This window comes from Sneathiella sp. (assembly GCF_036960985.1).
In the GTDB taxonomy this organism is placed as follows: domain Bacteria; phylum Pseudomonadota; class Alphaproteobacteria; order Sneathiellales; family Sneathiellaceae; genus Sneathiella.
On the sequence record NZ_JBALWD010000004.1, the window covers coordinates 97,949 to 115,830 of the forward strand.

At 45.4% G+C, this 17,882-nt stretch carries 18 protein-coding genes; 11 read left to right on the top strand and 7 right to left on the bottom strand.

Annotated elements, in window-relative coordinates; translation table 11 throughout:
- Positions 1 to 35: 35 nt before the first annotated feature.
- The 3 genes from pqqA to pqqB form a co-directional block, all read right to left on the bottom strand.
- A complete protein-coding gene (gene pqqA / locus V7723_RS03485; protein WP_251938092.1) occupies positions 36 to 113 on the bottom strand; it encodes a pyrroloquinoline quinone precursor peptide PqqA in 78 nt (25 codons plus the stop codon).
- A gap of 136 nt (positions 114 to 249) precedes the next feature.
- A complete protein-coding gene (gene pqqC / locus V7723_RS03490; protein ID WP_335683043.1) occupies positions 250 to 1,011 on the bottom strand; it encodes a pyrroloquinoline-quinone synthase PqqC in 762 nt (253 codons plus the stop codon).
- Entirely contained in the window at positions 1,008 to 1,946 is a 939-nt protein-coding gene (gene pqqB, locus V7723_RS03495) for a pyrroloquinoline quinone biosynthesis protein PqqB (RefSeq protein WP_335683044.1), read from the bottom strand. The genes pqqC and pqqB overlap by 4 nt, the downstream gene beginning before the upstream one ends.
- A 266-nt stretch (positions 1,947 to 2,212) precedes the next feature.
- Here pqqB and V7723_RS03500 point away from each other — a divergent pair, with 266 nt between their 5' ends.
- Complete coding sequence (locus V7723_RS03500) at positions 2,213 to 3,415, top strand: serine hydrolase domain-containing protein (protein ID WP_335683045.1); 1,203 nt, start codon at positions 2,213 to 2,215, stop codon at positions 3,413 to 3,415.
- A 118-nt stretch (positions 3,416 to 3,533) separates the two neighbouring features.
- On the top strand, positions 3,534 to 4,478 hold the full coding sequence (locus V7723_RS03505; protein WP_335683046.1) for a carbohydrate kinase family protein: 945 nt from the start codon (positions 3,534 to 3,536) through the stop codon (positions 4,476 to 4,478).
- 75 nt (positions 4,479 to 4,553) lie between these two features.
- Here the strand turns inward: V7723_RS03505 and V7723_RS03510 are convergent, their stop codons facing one another.
- Both V7723_RS03510 and V7723_RS03515 read right to left on the bottom strand, forming a co-directional pair.
- Positions 4,554 to 6,146, bottom strand: coding sequence for a gamma-glutamyltransferase family protein (locus V7723_RS03510; RefSeq protein ID WP_335683047.1), 1,593 nt, complete (start codon positions 6,144 to 6,146; stop codon positions 4,554 to 4,556).
- A gap of 155 nt (positions 6,147 to 6,301) precedes the next feature.
- Positions 6,302 to 6,883: a TetR/AcrR family transcriptional regulator gene (locus V7723_RS03515; protein ID WP_335683048.1), complete on the bottom strand. Its 582-nt coding sequence runs from the start codon at positions 6,881 to 6,883 to the stop codon at positions 6,302 to 6,304.
- Positions 6,884 to 7,080: 197 nt separating this feature from the next.
- Here V7723_RS03515 and V7723_RS03520 point away from each other — a divergent pair, with 197 nt between their 5' ends.
- From V7723_RS03520 to V7723_RS03540, 5 genes are all read left to right on the top strand, one after another.
- Positions 7,081 to 7,557: a YHS domain-containing (seleno)protein gene (locus V7723_RS03520; RefSeq protein ID WP_335683049.1), complete on the top strand. Its 477-nt coding sequence runs from the start codon at positions 7,081 to 7,083 to the stop codon at positions 7,555 to 7,557.
- A 94-nt stretch (positions 7,558 to 7,651) separates the two neighbouring features.
- Complete coding sequence (locus tag V7723_RS03525) at positions 7,652 to 7,966, top strand: BufA1 family periplasmic bufferin-type metallophore (protein ID WP_335683050.1); 315 nt, start codon at positions 7,652 to 7,654, stop codon at positions 7,964 to 7,966.
- A gap of 86 nt (positions 7,967 to 8,052) precedes the next feature.
- Positions 8,053 to 8,937: an MNIO family bufferin maturase gene (gene bufB, locus V7723_RS03530; protein ID WP_335683051.1), complete on the top strand. Its 885-nt coding sequence runs from the start codon at positions 8,053 to 8,055 to the stop codon at positions 8,935 to 8,937.
- Entirely contained in the window at positions 8,927 to 9,691 is a 765-nt protein-coding gene (locus V7723_RS03535) for a DNA-binding domain-containing protein (protein WP_335683052.1), read from the top strand. The genes bufB and V7723_RS03535 overlap by 11 nt, the downstream gene beginning before the upstream one ends.
- Positions 9,692 to 9,697: 6 nt before the next feature.
- Positions 9,698 to 10,282: a DoxX family protein gene (locus V7723_RS03540; protein WP_335683053.1), complete on the top strand. Its 585-nt coding sequence runs from the start codon at positions 9,698 to 9,700 to the stop codon at positions 10,280 to 10,282.
- A gap of 31 nt (positions 10,283 to 10,313) precedes the next feature.
- On the opposite strand, the gene V7723_RS03545 is transcribed toward V7723_RS03540, so the two are convergent.
- Positions 10,314 to 11,765 carry an aldehyde dehydrogenase family protein gene (locus V7723_RS03545; RefSeq protein ID WP_335683054.1) on the bottom strand — a complete coding sequence of 484 codons (1,452 nt, stop codon included), beginning with the start codon at positions 11,763 to 11,765 and terminating at the stop codon, positions 10,314 to 10,316.
- Positions 11,766 to 12,136: 371 nt separating this feature from the next.
- Here V7723_RS03545 and V7723_RS03550 point away from each other — a divergent pair, with 371 nt between their 5' ends.
- A complete protein-coding gene (locus tag V7723_RS03550) occupies positions 12,137 to 14,275 on the top strand; it encodes an adenylate/guanylate cyclase domain-containing protein (protein WP_335683055.1) in 2,139 nt (712 codons plus the stop codon).
- A gap of 93 nt (positions 14,276 to 14,368) precedes the next feature.
- Here the strand turns inward: V7723_RS03550 and V7723_RS03555 are convergent, their stop codons facing one another.
- Entirely contained in the window at positions 14,369 to 14,686 is a 318-nt protein-coding gene (locus tag V7723_RS03555) for a hypothetical protein (RefSeq protein WP_335683056.1), read from the bottom strand.
- A 111-nt stretch (positions 14,687 to 14,797) separates the two neighbouring features.
- Here V7723_RS03555 and V7723_RS03560 point away from each other — a divergent pair, with 111 nt between their 5' ends.
- The 3 genes from V7723_RS03560 (at position 14,798) to V7723_RS03570 (ending at position 17,871) form a co-directional block, all read left to right on the top strand.
- Positions 14,798 to 15,394 carry a TetR/AcrR family transcriptional regulator gene (locus V7723_RS03560; RefSeq protein ID WP_335683057.1) on the top strand — a complete coding sequence of 199 codons (597 nt, stop codon included), beginning with the start codon at positions 14,798 to 14,800 and terminating at the stop codon, positions 15,392 to 15,394.
- Positions 15,395 to 15,808: 414 nt separating this feature from the next.
- A complete protein-coding gene (locus V7723_RS03565) occupies positions 15,809 to 16,696 on the top strand; it encodes a sugar phosphate isomerase/epimerase family protein (protein ID WP_335683058.1) in 888 nt (295 codons plus the stop codon).
- Positions 16,696 to 17,871, top strand: coding sequence for a mandelate racemase/muconate lactonizing enzyme family protein (locus V7723_RS03570; protein WP_335683059.1), 1,176 nt, complete (start codon positions 16,696 to 16,698; stop codon positions 17,869 to 17,871). Before V7723_RS03565 ends, V7723_RS03570 begins: the two co-directional genes overlap by 1 nt.
- Positions 17,872 to 17,882 lie beyond the last annotated feature (11 nt).

The window sequence follows — 17,882 nt, forward strand, 5'->3', positions numbered from 1 at the left end:
GTGTATTATCAGTCGCAACCTACAACAATTTTTTGTTAGTCTTCAGCGCAGGCGTAGCAGTTGATTTCCATGCCTACGGCAATTTCAACAATTTTGGGTTTATTCCAGCTCATTTTTGTCTCCCAAATCTTTTATTTTACTAAGGTGATTTAACTCTAAGCACAATTCTTACATTAATCAACAATGATATTACTGCTCTATAAGTAGTTTTTCTTAGATGTAGAGTATGTCGCGGAAATCGGATGTTGGTTAACCCTCCGGAATGAAAGCACCTGGCGGGATAAATTTTGGCTCAACATACGCCAGATGGAGAGCGTCAAGCTGTATCCAAAGTACATTTAGTTTAAATAGAAGTGCGTCAATTACCTGTTGCTGCTGGTCAGCCCGGACCGCATTCTGCCGTACATATTTCAGGGCAAATTCAGCATCAACCGGGGCTTGATTAAGTCGCCGTGTCCCATAACTCATGAGCCTATCATCTATGAAATCGTAGTTTTTGAGCATGCCGGCAATCCGGTCGCGGTGAATTTTTGGTGCGAATAACTCAGTCAAGGAAGAAGCGATTGCCTGTAACAATGGCTGTTCGCGAACATACCGTATATATGCCTCCACAGCAAAACGGACAGCAGGTAGAGCGCCCTCGCGAGAAATTACGTAGTCCCGATCTAGTCCAAGCCCGTCGGTTAAAATGAGCCATCGCATGATACCGCCTTCGTCTTCCTCATATCCGTCATGGTCGGTCACCCGGTGCAGCCATTGTTTTCGTAACTCCCGGTCCTCGATGCGGCCCATGAGGGAAGCATCTTTCATGGGTATGGCCGCCTGATAACAATATCGGTTGAGGGCCCAGGCTTGCACTTGTCCGCGAGTTAATGCACCGGTGTGCAGGAGCTCATGAAATGGATGTAAATTGTGATAGCGTTCGGCCCCAATTTCGTACAAACGGGCCTCTAATGCATCGGCACTCAAAGCTTCAGTAATTTTTTTTGTTGTCGCGGAAATCCTACTCATAGTTTAACTTCCATTCCATCAAAGCTAATTTCCCAACCAGCATTTTCGGCTTCTCGCCTCTCGTGTGAATTTTCTATCAGTACTGGGTTGGTATTGTTGATATGAACAAATATTTTTCTTTTAATATTGAGATTGGCCAAAGCCGCGAGCGATCCTTCTGACCCGGCCATACTCATATGCCCCATTCGTTTTCCGGTTTTTATGCCGACGCCAGCATTGATCATTTCATCATCTCGCCAAAGGGTTCCGTCGAAGAACACCAGGTCGGCATCTCGTAGGCGATCGGCAAGGTCTGGTGTCATCGCAGCGCAGCCAGGAACATAAAAGAAGCGCTGATCCGTTGACAGAGATCGAATTTCCAGTCCAATTGTATCTTCAGGTCGACTTCCAAAATTTTTACCTGATTTCTCATCTTCCAAGTAAAGCGCGACTTTTCCGGGTACCGCAAAGGGAAGAACGGAAATGTTTGTTTCGCCTTCTTCGGGGTCAAGTGGTAAGAAGGCTTCATCTAGCGTGATCCGGTGACGCTCGACAAATTTCGGATTAAGCACATCGAACACCGTGTTATCGGACAAAGCTGTCAATATTCGCTGCGTTGCATAAAGGTTTAGTTTCTGGCTTTCGCGCAAATTCACCAACCCGCAGATATGATCTACATCACCGTTCGTTAGAATCGTACCGGCAATGCCTGTCCCTCTACTGGTAGTCGCATCAGGCCAGAGCTGTCTGTTGTCGTTTATCTGCTGTCTCAAATCTGGAGACGCGTTAAGTAGCACCCATTTCTTTTTGTGGCCGTCAATATTGATTGCGAGGGAGGATTGAGTTCTGGGAATGGCTTTGTCGGGAAATTGGCGTGCCATCGCGCATACGGAACAGTTGCAATTCCATTGTGGGAATCCGCCACCTGCGGCCGCACCTAAAACAATAATATCCATATTAAGTCTACAATTCTATTCCGGGTAAAATTACGAAGTAAGGTTTCTGCGCCACCATCCAGTGCGGTTAGAATAATATACGGGCTGTTTTTGAGTTATACAATCTGCATACTGTATTCTCGGGGAGACTTTACACTTGTTACTCAATTTGGCAGATGAAAATAAAGAATTATATCGAACGAACTAGAATATTTCACTTAATCCTTACTAAAAAAACTAGTGTAAAATCAGTATCCAGAAATACGGATCAAACAATAAGAGAGAATATGAAAATACAATTTTATACAGCATTGATTACTCTTTTTGCGTTTTCAAATACTGTTTTCGCGACGGACATTACGCCACCAGAAAAAGTAGGGCTTTCTTCCGAGAAATTGGAAATTATTGATACTAATATCCAAGAGGACATTGACAATGGGATTATTTCGGGTGCCACAGTAGCAGTGATGCGTCATGGCAAACTTGCTTATTATAAAGCCTTCGGCACGCGGGGGCGAGGTGCTGTACCCGGACCGTTGAAAACAGACGATTTATTCCGAATTTATTCCATGACCAAGCCAATTACGACGGTTGGTATTATGATGTTGTTCGAGCAAGGAAAAATTCAACTTGATGATCCAGTTTCTAAATTCATTCCCGCCTTTGCAGATACCAAAGTTATGGAACTGGGAGATCTCTATGCCCCAGACAACCTGATCACTATTGCAGACCTTCTTCGTCATACCTCCGGGATCGTTTATGGGTTTTTTGGCGATACTGAAGTCCGAACTGAATACCGAAAGGTTGACTTACGTGATGTGACTCAAACAACAACAGAAATGGTGGATTTGTTGGCGGCCCTTCCGCTAGAGCATCAGCCGGGCACTGCGTGGGAGTACAGCCATTCGACTGATGTTCTCGGTCGCGTCATTGAAGTCGTCTCCGGCAAAAGATTGGATCAATTTCTGAAGAAGGAAATACTTGATCCTTTGGGAATGGTTGATACCGCGTTTTATGTTGCTGGCGAAAAAAGAGACAGAATTGTGGAGCCGCAATTTAAAGGACTGTCTAATCCGCTCAAAGAACCCAAATTGCATTCAGGAGGTGGCGGACTGATGTCGACTGCTGATGATTATCTTATTTTCAGCAGTATGATGCTGAATGGCGGTATATACGAGGGCACACGTATCCTAAAAGACGAAACAGTTACCATGATGACGCAGGATCAACTTGGTGATGTGCGCCCTGGTAACTACGACCTCCTCACCGATGCAAATGGTTTTGGTTTTGGTTTTGCCATAAGACTTACTGATCAGGGGTTTGCGGCGGGATCAAAAGGGAGCTATTGGTGGGGAGGTTATGCAGGAACATATTTCTGGATCGATCCAGTTCAGGAGTTGATTATTGTCTTCATGATGCAGCAACCAAACAGAAGATCCTTATATCGCCCTAGGATCAGAAACTGGGTCTATGGTGCAATGATGGACTAAGACTTGATTGGTGTGGAAATTCTCTTTGATTTGAAATCAAACTAATCAATGTCCAACTTGCAAACAATCTGCATCTGGCTAATATTCTCTATCTGTTTAAAATTTATATGTGGTTTTTATGCCAAAATTTGAGGCTGTTTTCGTAGGATTTGCGACGCTGGACATATCCGGTCGCCCGGTACCCGACCTTCCGGAGGGTGGGGGGCTGGCCTTTATTGATGAGATCAGATTGAACCCTGCAGGTACCGCATCTGGTGCGGCTCTCAATGCTGCTAAACTCGGAATTAGTTCGTCTCTTGTCTCTTGCATAGGGGATGATGAAAAAGGGGATTTTGTTCTTCAAGCATGTGAAAAATTAGGACTGGATTGTTCTTTGACACAGCGCACCAATAGGGCCCAGACATCTTCTACGATACTGACAATTCGCCCGAACGGGGACCGTCCGTGTTTGCATTCTCGTGGCGCTTCAGATTATTTGTTTGTTGGTGATGAATTGTTCGATGATGTTTGTGACGCCAGGTTTTTACATTATGGCGGAACAGGATTTATTAGAGCTATGGAAACGGGGCAGGGAGCGAAACTTCTCCAGTATGCCAAATCCAAGGGGCTGACAACGACATTCGATCTGATTGCCCCTGAAGAAGATACGGTTGGTAAATTGCGAGATCTATTGCCTTATGTGGATTATTTTATGCCATCGATGGAAGAAGCTGCGGAAATGTCCGGCTTAAAAGATCCCGGTGATATTGCGCAGTATTTTATGGATCTCGGGGCTTCAAATTGTATTTTTAAGTGGGGCTCTAAGGGTTCCTTTATAAAAACATCGGACGCCGAATTTCGAATTCCAGCGTACAAAGTGATAGTTGAGGATACGACGGGTTGCGGTGATAGTTACTGCGGTGGTTTTATTGCTGGCATGAGCATGAATTATGGCCTAGAGGATGCCTGCCGCCTTGGAACGGCGACCTCTGGCCTTGTGGCATCCGGATTAGGCTCCGATGCCGGTGTCATAGATTTGGAGTCTACTCTTGTTTTTATGAATACGGCAGACCTTCTAAGCTGATTAAGCCCGATTTAATCAGCTACCGAGGAAGATTAGTGAGATAATGACGATGTCTATACGGTTGAAATTCCGCCTTTAAAATCCAAGAGCCGACCCATCACTGCGAGGATCTGCTGCGCCCTCAATAAGGCCATCGGGATGATGAACTAAAGCACCGGCATGTCCCATCACTTCATCATATGCACCGATCACCTCCAGATCATGACCCGCCTCTTTCAATTGTTGAATAACGTTGGGCGCAATGCGATTTTCGATCCGAAGGTTCGAAGTCTCTGCACCCCAGGTCCGACCCAAGAGCCATCGGGGGGCCGAGATAGCTTTTTGTAAGTCCTGACCATAAAGAACATGCCGACTGAAGACCATTGCCTGTGTTTGAGGCTGACCTTCACCGCCCATTGTTCCGAATGGCATAACTCGGCCGTCTTTTAATTGTGCCAATGCCGGTTGGATGGTGTGGAACGGCCGACGTAAGGGTTTGAGGCTATTGTGATGGTTTTGATCTAATGAGAAGCTGGTACCTCTGTTCTGCCAGGTGATTCCTGTTTCGTCCAGAACTACACCGGAGCCAAATTCCCAGAATATACTTTGGATAAAGCTGACAGCACGCCCCTGATTGTCAACAGCGCCTAACCAAACAGTATCTCCTTTCGCCGATGCATCTGGCCATGGCAGGGCCTTACCCATATCAATATCAGAAGCCATGTTCTGCAAATGTGATGCGGTCAATAATTCGGTCGACCTAATCTTCATATAATCGGGATCAGTAACATGTTGGTCGCGAATTCTGAAGGCACGCTTGGTAGATTCAACTAGTCCGTGGATGTATTCGAAAGTTTCTGCTTCGGGAATTTGAAGACGTTCATAAACTCCGAGCAGCAGAAGCGATGCTAATCCCTGTGTAGGCGGCGGCATGTTGAATACTTTATGGCCGGCGACGTCAACTGAGAGGGGTGTGATGGAAAGTGCGCGGTGCCGCTCAAGATCTTCCAGGCGCAAAGGGCTTCCCACACGTTCGAGATCGGCTGCAATTTTACGTGCCGTATCGCCATGATAGAAATCATCCAATCCAGACTTAGCTAGATGTCGAAGGGTTTCTGCAATTCGTGGCTGACAAAACCGCGCACCAATTTTCGGAAGCGCTCCATCTATAAAATATGTATTTTTGAAACCGGAGGAATTCTGAAGCTCATCAAATTTAGCTTTGGCATTATTCGCAAGAGTTTGTGAAACAGAAATGCCTTGCTCTGCATAATGAATTGCATCTTCGAGCAGGCGATCCATCGGTAGAGTTCCGCCCCAGTTGTTTTGGCTGAAATTGTATGCTTCTTGCCAACCGGAGACTGCTCCTGCGACAGTCAGCGCTGCCTGGCTACCACGCGACGGAATTGTATTAAATCCCTGATTTTCATAATAAGCGATATCTGCTTTCGCTGCCGCTCCTCCACAAGCGTCAATCCCTTGCACACTTTTACCTGGCGTATGGATCAGCCAAAAATTATCTCCTCCCATGGCATTCATATGAGGATAGGCGACAGTAATCATCGCTGCTGCAGCGATCATCGCTTCTATGGCGTTACCACCTTCTTCCAGAACTCGAATGCCGGCGCGCGACGCCAGGTGATGAGGAGCCGTGACCATTCCGCCATATGCGCGCTTAGTTTGCAGCATGTATTTATTCTCTCTTTTTTGACTATTTCTATGCTCGGCGGGTTTAAGCGCTAAATTTTTTGACTGTAAGATTTTGACGGAATTTCTGACCTTAACTTCATTAGCATGCCCTGTCATCTGCAGACAGAATTGTATCTAAAAAAAAGCCGTTAAAATTAGTTTTCGCCGGCGATTGCCTTGATAATAACACGCCAGTTTGGCGCGGGCTGACCAGATTTACTGATTGCATGTGACCCGAAATATAAATTGGTCAAAATTACCGATTTGTCATTTAGAATTTTATCGGCCGTTGTTGATGAGGTAGTGTTTTCTGAAAGCGCGGAGAAGATACTCTTCTGTATGGATGCATACATTTTGCTGGTTAGATTAGCGACTGTTGCATCTGTCGGTCCCAGTTCGACCATTGCGTTACACATCAGACATCCCCGTCTTTCTTCCCTTGGATTATCATCATTTATATTAATGGAAAAAAGCGCATTGAGACGATCCATATTACTGCCAGCTTTACTGTCTCCCAGCATCGTGACGGCGGATCCAATTTGTAGTCGATCATATCTTTTGAGAGCCTCTACATAAACTGATTTTTTATCGCCAAAGGCTTTGTAGAAAGAACCACGAGTAATATTCATTGCCTTTAATAAATCAGGCAAGTTGGTCGCGCCATATCCCTTTTTCCAGAATAATTGCATAGCGCCTTCAAGCGCGTCATCAACATTAAATTCTCTTGGTCTGGCCAATGTCCTTCTCCTGCATGCTTTTATACATACGCATATTTTCCATCACGAACCGTTCACAAATATGTGTATTGTACCAATTGGTTCCTAATTATATATGTTTTTTATCGGTTGGCAAACAACTCGTTACTAAATGCGCCGGCGGAAAAATTATTTGCTTAAAGAGAGGCGACGTAAATCGCCGCAACAGGAGAATAAATATGATTAAGTTCTTACGGACCGCTCTTATCGGTTTGGCTCTATCTACCGCTTTGTTTACTTCGGCTTTTGCTGCAGGAAACGATGTGAATGCGACGACTACTGGTCTTGCAATGCGCGGATTTGATCCGGTTTCTTATTTTCAAGATAGTGGTCCTGTCGCCGGAGATTTGAAATATACGACAGAATATAACGGCGCTACTTACCGTTTTGCCTCTAAAAACAATAAGGAAGAATTTGAAGCAGATCCTGTTGCTTTTGCACCAGCGTATGGTGGGTATTGTGCATTCGGAACAGCTATGGGTTTCAAGTTTGATGGCGATCCTTCCGTTTGGAAGATTGTCGACAAAAAATTGTATCTAAATCTTTCTCCAGCAGTACAAAAGCGTTGGGTAAGCGAAGAAGCAGATTTTATTGTACAGGCTAATTCCAATTGGGTCGATATCAAGGACACGGCTCCTGAAGCCTTGCAGAAATAGGTCCATCAACAGTAATGTCTCTGATTGTAGGAGTAGTTAAGTCTCTTACAATCAGAGCTACTTGTATATTAACCTAACTAAAGGAATCTTAATAATGGCATCAAAAACATTGACGGCAGTTGCCCTTGCCGGTGCTATGACCGCAGCTTTGTCAACCGTCGCGTTGAACGCAAATACAGTGGAAGCTGCTGCTAAAGAAAAATGTTTTGGGGTTTCACTTGCTGGTGAAAATGATTGTGCGGCAGGCCCGGGTACGACATGTGCGGGCACTTCAACGGCTGATTATCAAGGGAATGCTTGGAAGCTGGTCCCTAAGGGAAGTTGCCTATCAATGGAATTACCAAAGGATAGCGGTGGCAATGTCCGTGAGGGATCATTGACGGAATTAAAGCGTGATCCTGCTGCCTAAAACACCACTTTTTTCGCTGAAGCCCTGTATTCGCAGTCTTTTCATAACTGCAATATCAGGCTTCAGCGCAAGTTAAGGATCGGGAAATGAATGCGCCAGAATCAAAAATTCTTTCAAAACCTGTGCTGGACGCTGGAGCTGGATTTAAGTCAGCGCATTTTGACGAAATTCTCTCTGAAAATCACAATGCCAGTTGGTTTGAAATCCATGCGGAAAATTATATGGGGGCAGGCGGCCGACCTCACCAGATGCTTGAGAGGCTTCGCTCTGAATATCCAATTTCCTGTCATGGTGTCGGTTTATCTATTGGGTCTGCGGAAGGGCTTGATCAAACTCACCTGAAACGCTTGAAAGATCTTTGTGATCGATACGAACCGGCACTGTTTTCCGAGCATCTCGCCTGGAGTGGTCATGGTGGATATTATCTCAACGATTTGCTTCCGCTACCCTACACGGAAGAAACGGTTGAGTTGGTTAGCAACCATATTGATCAAATTCAGAATTACCTTGGCCGGCAGATGCTCTTGGAAAACCCTTCCCTTTACCTATCTTTCCATCAAAATAGTCTTACAGAAATCGAGTTTCTAAGAGAAGTGACCTCTCGGACTGGGTGTGGTTTGCTGCTAGACGTAAATAATGTTTATGTCTCGGCAACCAATCTTGGCTTTGATGCCCAAGAATATTTGACTGATTTTCCGATCAGCCTGGTTCGCGAAATTCATCTAGGTGGCTTTGCAGAAGATCCTGATATGGTCGATACGGCTTTATTGATTGATGCCCATGATCGGGCCATAGCGGATCCCGTATGGCGCCTCTACGTGAATTTGATAGGGCGCATCGGGCATGTACCCACGCTGATCGAATGGGATAATGACCTTCCTTCGTGGGAAGTTTTGAACACTGAAGCTCGCAAGGCTGAGCAATTCCTTGGCGCTGCAACACCGTCCGTTGAGACCCTCAATGCCTATTAATCTATTACAAAAATCCTTTTCTGAAGGACTGCTAGATCCAGAACACCTACCGCCTGTGGAGTTGGCAATTCGTGATGGAATTGATCTTGGCAAACGGTTTTCCGTGTATCGCAATAACGTTGTTTCTAGCCTTATCTCGGCCCTCAAAACAGCCTTTCCTACAGTTTTAAAAATTGTAGGAGATGAATTTTTTGGCGCTATGGCCGCGGTTTTTGTTCGACGTTATCCACCAAATTCGCCTGTTTTGATGTTGTATGGTGATAAATTTCCAAACTTCCTTTCGAATTTTGAACCGGTTGCAGATCTTGTATATTTACCTGAGGTGGCCGATCTCGAACAGTTGCGACGGCAGGTTTATCATGGAGCTGATATGGTCTCCGTTTCACAGGATGCTTTTACAAACATTTCGGAAACAGATTTACCATCGGTTTTCCTGTCACTTCATCCTGCAACGGCATTTGCGGTCTTTGAGACACCAGTGGTTTCCATATGGAACTGGAACAATGTCGACGTAGATTCTGCCAAGCCACAAATTCCGCTTAATGGCGAAGACGTGTTGGTATGGCGGCTTGATAATAACGTCAGAATGCACCTTCTTTCTGCTGGTGCTGTAAATTTCTTAACAAATCTACAGCATGACTTTTCACTTGGTGAAAGCGCGGAAAAAGCGAGCGAGATTGAGGGCTTCGATCTTTCGAGCAGTATAGCGACTTTAATTGAAACTAGGCTAATAACAGCCATTAATCGAGAGTAATGATCCATGGTCAATCTTATACAATCAACCAGCAATGTTTACATCGCTGTATTTGGACAGTTGGAAACAATGTTGCAAAACTGGTTTCCGGGGCTTGCTGCACGTCTCATTTTTTCGAGCGTCCTGCTCGGTTTCTTTTGGCAGTCGGCGCTGACTAAAATTGGCAATAGTCTGTTCTCGCCTTCCGTCGGGGCCTACGCGCAGATATTTCCTAAGGCGTTGGAAGCTGCTGAGTATGATGCAGACCAATTATCTTCCTTACATACGGTTGTAGTTTTCGCGGCAACATACGCAGAATTTATTCTTCCGGCTTTAATACTAGTAGGCCTAGCAACACGGCTCGCATCCATTGGCATGGCAGTCATGATAGTCATCATGAGTATTGTTGATATCTGTGGTCATAATGTTGATGCCAAGACGATTGGTCAATTATTTGACCGCGTGCAAGATGGCGTTATCTTGGATCAGCGTTTATTATGGATGTTTCCACTTATTTATCTCGTCGTCAAAGGGCCCGGCCTGATCTCACTCGATCAAGTGTTTGCCTCAATCTTTGGATCCTCAAAATCCGAGACAACAGCTGCCAATTAAGATTATCGTAATAACATATGAACTGGGTTGGCTATTCTGGGTGACCTGAGGCGGTATATGTGGTTTTGACAATTGTATAAAACTCCGCCGCATATGAGCCTTGTTCCCGTGGTCCATATGAGCTGTCACCGCGACCGCCGAACGGGACATGATAATCGGTTCCGGCAGTCGGCAGGTTTATCATGACACAGCCCGTTCGGGCGTTGCGGCGGAAATGCGTTGCGCGCGCTAGAGATCGGGTGACTATTCCTGACGTTAGGCCAAATTTCGTATCATTTACCGTCGATAAAGCTTCGTCATACGATCCAACTTTTATAATGCTGGCAATAGGAGCGAACATTTCCTCCCGATTTATGCGCATACTGTTCTTCGTACCAACAAATACTGCTGGAGCCATATAGAAGCCTTCTGTGGGCATATCCAGTCTATCGCCGCCACATAGTAACTCTGCATTTTCGTCTTTTCCAACGGCGATGTATTTGAGGTTTTCTTCCAGTTGTTCACTGCTCACAACGGGCCCTAACTGCGTTTGTTCATCAAGCGCATGCCCAACTTTCAGATCTTTGGTTCCAGCAATAAACTTGTCGACAAATGCGTCATGAACTTGTTCATGAACAATCAGTCGCGATGATGCGGTACATTTTTGTCCGGATCCGCCAAATGCACCCCCGAGTGCGACGGCTACTGCTATATCCAAATCGCCGTCGTCCATGACGGCGAGTGCATTTTTTGAGCCCATTTCCAATTGAATTTTCGTAAAGTTCTGGACTGCCGCAGTTGCAATACCTTGGCCAACCGGTACGGATCCAGTGAAGGAAATAGCGTCGATTTTGGGGCTTTCCACAAGCCGTTGACCGATGGAGCGACCAGATCCCATGACTAGATTAAAAAGGCCAGCCGGAATATTCTGCTTTGCGATAATTTCGGTTAAGGCGACTGCAGAAGCAGGTGTTGCGTTCGCTGGCTTCCAAATAACAGCGTTTCCGTAGGCTAGTGCTGGTGCTATTTTCCAACTCGCTGTTGCTGTTGGGAAATTCCATGGTGAAATGATTCCAATCACACCAACAGGCTCGCGGCGAATATCGATTTCTATTCCTTCACGAACAGACTCAGCGTTATCACCAATTTGTCTGAGGGTTTCGGCTGCATAATACGTAAAAAATTGGCCTGCCCGATAGACTTCGCCTTTTCCTTCGGCTAAAGGCTTGCCTTCTTCGCGCGACAAAAGCTCTCCCAGCTCGGCGGACCGTGCCATTAGTTCGGCGCCAATGCCCATGAGAGCTTCATATCGTCGTTCAATTCCGGACCGGGCCCATTCTCGTTGAGCTGCACGAGCGGAATCAAGAGCATTTTCCAACTGATCCGAGTTGGCTTGGGCGTAAAGACCTATTAGTTCGGAAATATCTGAAGGGTTGCGGTTCTCTATCTCAGAGTCTCCTGTAACCCATTGACCATCGATATAATTTTGCTTCCGATTTTCCATTTTTGGTCCTAATCCCATTACATGCCGCAGGCTCAATTGGACTGAACTATGGATGTACAGTCATATTTCAGTCAAATTTAAATAATTGTATATTACTACAGGAAAATTGGAATTGGTGATCGGGATCGAAACGTTACGCGGTTTTGCCACTCTAGCTCGCGCGGATAAACTAATCGATGCTGCTGGTAAACGTATGCGGGCACAGTCAGTCATATCAATGATACGCCAATAGAATGAAGGAAATTTACGTTGCCGCTTTTGTTTTAATTTTTTGGCAGCTTGAGTAATATGTAGTATTATATTTCGAAAATACTAATATTGGTTGGTTCTGAACAAATACTTAATAGTATTGGTTAGGGTTGTTGTAAAATATGGCGGGAAAGCGCAAATTCAAAGGGATCAAATTTAGTATCAGTTTAACGGCTGCAGCTGTCGCACTTGTTGCTACCGCTAGTGGACTCGTTGCCTTATCCAATTATTATCAAGTAACGAATTTTGCCCAAATTGAAACTGAAAGGCAAATGGATGAAGCGACGGATTATATATCCGACCAAATTCAAGCGTTTATACGTCCTGTCATGCAAAGTATTGACCGTCTAGGTCGTGAAGACCCCCATTTATTGTATGCTGATACGAATGGAAATCGGTTCGTGCAAGTTACTGTTCCAACATTAAACCTCAACGACCATATTCGATCTGTCTATATTGGCTATCAAAATGGAGACTTCTCACAGGTCGTTTCATTTATGGGTAAAAATGAGAAAAGCAGAGGTATCTACAAAGCAAATGATGCAGCAAAATTTGCGTATGTAACCATCCGTGGTGGCACCTCGAAGGGAAAAATCAGGACCACCCGTCCTCTTCTGGAAGACGGAAACCCTAGCCAAAATGAATGGACGCGCCCCGCGGAATATGATCCGAGAACGCGTCCTTGGTTTGGTCCAGCTGCACAATCTTCAGAGCTGCAAAGAACGGAACCCTATGTTTTTAGAACATCGAGGCTACCGGGAATAACTTTTTCTAAATCGACGTTAGGAGATAATCCCGGTGTCATTGGAGTGGATCTGGATTTGCAAACGATCCAGAGTTTTCTCCAGAAGCTCAAGGTAACTCCTCGATCACGCGTTGCGATAACGACCAATGACGGTCTAATTCTAGCTCATTCGGAGACTACCGGTGTAAGTGTTGCGAAACAGTCTGAAGGAAAAGATATTCTGTCTTTGATGACCTTGTCCGAAGCAGGTGATAATATCTTAAATACTGTCCTTGAATCGTCAGATAGCGCACTGTCAGAAGGCCATATTTTTGCGGATGGGGAAGAGTTTCTCTTTCGTAGTATCCCGCTTCAGTTAGGCGCTACGGAAGCGGTAAATAAGCGGATTTTACTGGCTGTTCCCTGGGAGGAAATCGCTGCAGCAGCAACTAAGGCTCGCAATCAGTCTCTAGTTGTGGCCTTCGGGCTTTGTATAATAGTGATGTTGATTGCTTTATTTTTTGCAAAGAGGTTGGCAAAACCTATTGAAGCTCTCACTGCGGAAGCTAAAAAAATAAGCCGTTTGGAACTAAAAGACGATGTTGATCTCGATTCCCGTATTTCGGAGATCCACGACTTGATGGCCGCAACTAAATCCATGAAATCTGTTCTTGGTGTATTTGGAAAATTCGTGCCCAAAACACTCGTCAAACAGTTGTTGCACTCAGGAACAGGGGGCGAACTCGGCGGCAAGCGCCGTGACATGGTCATCATGTTTTGCGACATTAAGGACTTTACAAATATTGCAGAAGCAGCAGCCTCCGAAGATTTGATGCGGCAATTGTCCGATTATCTGGAATCTCAATCCAATGCAATATTGGAGCATGCCGGAACGATTGATAAGTATATTGGTGACTCGATTATGGCTTTTTGGAATGCGCCTCTTGAAGATCCGGAGATGGAAAAAAACGCCTGCTTAGCGGTGTTAGCAGCAAGGGAAAAGCTGAGAATGCAAAACCAGCAATGGCTGGCTGCGGGCGACCCGGTCTTCATCACAAGGTATGGATTACACAAAGGAAATGTAATTGTCGGCAATGTTGGTTCGACTGAAAGATTAAATTACACTGTCATGGGATCCGAAGTTAATTTGGCAAGTCGTCTGGAAGGCCTAAACAAGGTTTTTGGTACAGAAATCTTGGCGTCATCGTCAGTTCAGGAAGCGGCAGGGGAGGAATTCCTTTGGCGACCGGTAGGTCGAGTGGCACCAAAAGGAGTGAGTAGGCCGGTCGATATATTTGAACTGCTTGGCCGGAAAGATACCGATAATTCGGAGTTCTTAAAAATGGTGGAGAGTTGGCAAATATTGTTCTCCTACTTTAGGAAGGGCTATTGGGTTGAAGCGGCTCCGTTACTCGAAATATTCGTTCAGAATTGGCCAGAGGACGGCGTGGCTGAACATTATTTGAAACGTGCGAAATTTTACATTGAAAATCCAGAGGCAGATGGCGACGACACAGAATTTTTTGATGCGAAATAAACTGCCGTCGAGTTCCTAAAAAAGCTCGTTGAAATCTCGCGATCCAAGCCTACAGATTTTGCTTGCTAACATATTTGGGGATCAGGAATAGGTCTACATTTCCATTTCCATGGCTTCTGCAACCTCAATAGTACCACCAGCATCAAGGTGAGGGCAGGCTTGCGCCATGGTTACAGCGGCATCAATCGTCTCGGCCTGAAGAATTGTTATACCGGCCAGGGGGTTCGCTCCGCCGCCATTTTCAACACCAGTGGCGCTGACAGTTTTGGAAGATCCGACAGGCATTCCAGGGTCGACGACGGCGTCACCCAAACCCTGGCTCCATTGTCTCCAGGCGACCATATGTGCCGTACCTTCTTCTTTCGTTTTGAATTGTGGGCTTCCGTGATAGGCGAGTACGAATTTAGGCATGAAAGATACTCCTGATTTAGAAAAAGAGATCATCTTTATGACATGCTTCTGTATATGATAAAGAACATATTTAGATTGTTGATATAGTCTTAGTAAAGTGGAGGGAATTATATGCCGTATAGCGCGGAGCACAAAGAAAAGACACGGGCCAACATAATAGAAACTGCTCGGGTTTTGTTTAACAGATATGGTTTTCAGAATGTAACAATCGACATGGTCATGGCTGAGGCAGGCCTGACACGAGGGGGTTTTTATAACCATTTCAAAAATAAAGAAGCCTTGTTCGAAGTAGCTGTATCAAGTTTTCTGATGGGGAGAGGTGCTCGCTGGAGATCAGAAGCTGGCATAGATATGGCAGACCTTAAGCCGGAAATGGCGCATCATATGATTGATGCTTATCTTTCTTCAGAACATCTTGGAGATCTTGATGGTCAATGTCCGATGATTGCATTGCCATCCGATGTGGCTCGTTCGAGTCCTGAAGTTCAAAATTCATATCAGAAACTACTGAACGCTATGGTTTGGCTGTTCGAAAATAGTATAGTGGATAATGATGAAAATAATCGCCAAAAGATCTTGTCCCTCGCGGCCCTTTGCGTGGGCGGTATGGTATTGGCTCGTACGCTGCCAGATTCCGAATTAGCAGAAGAAATTCGTGCCGCGTCACATGCCACAGCAATACAATTGACGAATACTAAAGCTTCTTAATTAAGGTGTGTATCTTCGTGATCAGCCGTATAGTTTTTAGGCCATAATTTTACCCGACCTAAATTGTTGATTCGACCATATCTCGCTTGTTTTTGTGAAAAAGGGTGCCTAAATGGCTATAGTAAAGGCTGTGATTTCTAAAAATACCTGAATTTTCCAGAGCGAATTCATATTTTTAATTTTCTCTAACAGTCTGTATTTAAACATTTTAATCAAATTTCTAGAATTTATCAAAACGCAAACGATAGCAATTTGAAAAATGGTGCTTGAATTGGTTGGGCCAAATTGGTACTCCAAAAATAGCAGAATAGTTTCGGACGAATTCTTGCAGAAGAAGTGGACGTCGGAAACCGGATGCAAAGAAGATATGTAGTCATTCAACGATAGTAGAAAATCACCGCGGGAGGAAATAAGATGCATCTGTCAACTCATAACTGGATGCGTGCCGAGCCAGTAGAAACCACGCTGCGGCGTGGTAAGCAGTGGGGATTGCAAAGTATTGAGATCAGTGGTGAACCAGAGCAATATAAAACCTCCGACGTACGATCCGTTCTAAAGGAATTGGATATGTTCTGCTGGGGTTCCGTGACGTTGACATTGGGGGATCGTAACCTTGCCTCTAAAGATGAGGGGCAGCGTGCAGCGACCGTTGATTATATGAAAAGTGTCGCGACAATGGTACATGAACTGGAAGGAACGGAACTTACAGTAGTCCCTGCGACCGTGGGGAAAGTAAGCCCGGATGGGGCGCCAGAGGAAGAATGGCAGTGGGTCGTAGATGGATTGAAAGAGGTCTACGAATTAACAGAGAAATACGGGGTTAAAATGGCGCTCGAACCCCTCAACCGATTTGAAACCTATTTCCTTAATCGGGCAGACCAGGCAGTAGCGTTAGCGAAAGCAGTTGGCCCCAATGCGGGTGTTTGCCTGGATGCTTTTCACATGAATATTGAGGAAGACGATTTCATGGCCGCCATTCACACGGCCGGTGATTTATTGTTTGATTTTCATGTCGCCGACAATAACCGAATGCCACCTGGAATGGGTCAGCTCAACTGGGCAGACATCGTAAAGACACTGAAAGGTGTAGGATACGACGGCGCTTTGACACTTGAATTCGTGACACCCATTGACCGCACGCCTGTAACTAAATGGACCAATCAGGTAGAAACCAATCCTGTAGATATTTCGCCGGAGCAACTGAAATTCATTGAGGACCATGGCAGTAGCCTGTTGAGTGAAGAATTCTATACTGAAATGGTCAAACGGTCCTGCAATCATATTGTACCGTTGATATCATAATGTTAGACACGAGCACGTACATTTCTGACGTTACAGCGACCTGGATAAGCTGTCCTATTCCATATGAAAAACAGCATGTTTCTGATTTTGGCCGGATCGATAGTTTTGATATGGCCCTCGTTACTATCACTCTGGAAAATGGCCTTGTAGGATATGGTGAAGCAAAAGCGGCTGTTGGCAGTCAAGGCTCATGCCAGAGTTTGGTTGCTGTCATTGAAAATGATTTAAAGCCGCAGTTAGTGGGTAAAGATAGCCGTAATATTAACCAGTTATGGGGCTGTTTGTACAATGGCCCACGTGCGGGATATGCAGAGAGTGAAGGTCGTTCTTTTCACGTTTTAGGCCGTAAGGGCCTTTGGATTTCGGCTATGAGTGGCGTTGATTTAGCTCTTTGGGATTTAGCCGGCAAACGTCTAGGCGTTCCGGTGCTCGAGTTGTTAGGGGGCGCATCAAAAGACGTCATGAAAGGCTACGCCAGCGGCGGATGGGCTGATGTGGACAATATTGGTGAGCAACTTATTTCCTACACGAAACATGGTTTTGATGCCGTGAAAATGCGGGTAGGGATCATGGATGGTTCTGTCAATGCGAGCGTCGCACGCGTTACTGCCGCTCGTGAGGCACTCGGCTCTGATTGTGCGATTATGGTTGATGCGCATGGCACCTTTAACCCGGCGGAAGCACGTGAATTTTGTCGTAGAACTGCAGAATTGAATTTGCGCTGGTTTGAAGAGCCAGTAAGTTCCGATGCAAGAGGTGCCATGCGATCTGTAAAACAGAATGCGACCATGCCTATCTCCATGGGTGAAAGCGAATTTACTTGCTTCGACTTTCAGGATTTGATTGACCGTGATGCCGCGGATGTACTTCAGCCTGATATGGCCATTTGCGGGGGCATGACGGAGGGGTTGAAGATTTCAGCTCTGGCGGTGGCCAACCAACTCGAGCTTGCACCGCATTGTTGGGGGTCAGCTTTTTCATTTATCGCCGGGCTAACCTTGTCATTTGCAAGCCCGGCAGCACGATTAATTGAATTTTCTTTGGGGGCCAATCCATTGTTGAAAGAAATGGTCAACGAAGTGATTGAATCGGACGGCGGTAAATTTTCACCTCCGATTGGTAGTGGTTGGGGATTGACGCTCAATCAAGACTTCGTCACCGAATTTTCAAAATAGTTGCCACAAAA

Excerpts from the sequence above, each read along its gene's own strand:
- V7723_RS03500 (WP_335683045.1), top strand. The coding sequence starts at position 2,213 with ATGAAAATACAATTTTATACAGCATTGATTACTCTTTTTGCGTTTTCA.
- V7723_RS03570 (WP_335683059.1), top strand. The coding sequence starts at position 16,696 with ATGTTAGACACGAGCACGTACATTTCTGACGTTACAGCGACCTGGATA.
- pqqB (WP_335683044.1), bottom strand. The coding sequence starts at position 1,946 with ATGGATATTATTGTTTTAGGTGCGGCCGCAGGTGGCGGATTCCCACAA.
- V7723_RS03525 (WP_335683050.1), top strand. The coding sequence starts at position 7,652 with ATGGCATCAAAAACATTGACGGCAGTTGCCCTTGCCGGTGCTATGACC.
- V7723_RS03510 (WP_335683047.1), bottom strand. The coding sequence starts at position 6,146 with ATGCTGCAAACTAAGCGCGCATATGGCGGAATGGTCACGGCTCCTCAT.
- V7723_RS03565 (WP_335683058.1), top strand. The coding sequence starts at position 15,809 with ATGCATCTGTCAACTCATAACTGGATGCGTGCCGAGCCAGTAGAAACC.
- V7723_RS03555 (WP_335683056.1), bottom strand. The coding sequence starts at position 14,686 with ATGCCTAAATTCGTACTCGCCTATCACGGAAGCCCACAATTCAAAACG.
- V7723_RS03505 (WP_335683046.1), top strand. The coding sequence starts at position 3,534 with ATGCCAAAATTTGAGGCTGTTTTCGTAGGATTTGCGACGCTGGACATA.
- V7723_RS03560 (WP_335683057.1), top strand. The coding sequence starts at position 14,798 with ATGCCGTATAGCGCGGAGCACAAAGAAAAGACACGGGCCAACATAATA.
- V7723_RS03550 (WP_335683055.1), top strand. The coding sequence starts at position 12,137 with ATGGCGGGAAAGCGCAAATTCAAAGGGATCAAATTTAGTATCAGTTTA.
- V7723_RS03540 (WP_335683053.1), top strand. The coding sequence starts at position 9,698 with ATGGTCAATCTTATACAATCAACCAGCAATGTTTACATCGCTGTATTT.
- pqqC (WP_335683043.1), bottom strand. The coding sequence starts at position 1,011 with ATGAGTAGGATTTCCGCGACAACAAAAAAAATTACTGAAGCTTTGAGT.
- V7723_RS03545 (WP_335683054.1), bottom strand. The coding sequence starts at position 11,765 with ATGGAAAATCGGAAGCAAAATTATATCGATGGTCAATGGGTTACAGGA.
- bufB (WP_335683051.1), top strand. The coding sequence starts at position 8,053 with ATGAATGCGCCAGAATCAAAAATTCTTTCAAAACCTGTGCTGGACGCT.
- V7723_RS03535 (WP_335683052.1), top strand. The coding sequence starts at position 8,927 with ATGCCTATTAATCTATTACAAAAATCCTTTTCTGAAGGACTGCTAGAT.
- pqqA (WP_251938092.1), bottom strand. The coding sequence starts at position 113 with ATGAGCTGGAATAAACCCAAAATTGTTGAAATTGCCGTAGGCATGGAA.
- V7723_RS03520 (WP_335683049.1), top strand. The coding sequence starts at position 7,081 with ATGATTAAGTTCTTACGGACCGCTCTTATCGGTTTGGCTCTATCTACC.